Genomic DNA, 403 nt, shown 5'->3' with positions numbered 1-403 from the left:
TCATTAGAGAGGTTCAGACCGCCTTTCAGCAGGGAATAAGCTTCAGCAATCAGCTGCATGTCGCCGTATTCGATACCGTTGTGCACCATTTTCACATAGTGACCTGCACCGTCCGCACCGATATAGGTTACGCAAGGCTCACCATCTTCAGCCACGGCTGCGATTTTGGTCAGGATAGGCGCAACCAGTTCGTACGCATCTTTCTGGCCGCCAGGCATGATAGATGGGCCTTTCAGAGCGCCCTCTTCACCGCCGGAAACACCGGTACCGATGAAGTTGAAGCCTTCTGCAGACAGCTCACGGTTACGACGAATGGTGTCCTGGAAGAAGGTGTTACCGCCATCAATGATGATGTCACCTTTTTCAAGGTAAGGCTTCAGGGAGTCGATAGCTGCATCGGTAC

Annotated in this window: 1 protein-coding gene; it reads right to left on the bottom strand. The window is 52.6% G+C overall.

The window, feature by feature from the left end; translation table 11 throughout:
* On the bottom strand, positions 1 to 403 hold a 403-nt coding region (locus tag EN749_RS37330; RefSeq protein ID WP_245491606.1), incomplete at both ends, for an NAD(P)-binding domain-containing protein.

This window comes from Mesorhizobium sp. M7A.F.Ca.ET.027.02.1.1, assembly GCF_004022985.1.
Taxonomy (GTDB): domain Bacteria; phylum Pseudomonadota; class Alphaproteobacteria; order Rhizobiales; family Rhizobiaceae; genus Mesorhizobium.
Note: the sequence above shows the minus strand (reverse complement) of the source record. Positions and strands in the feature narration are given on the sequence as shown.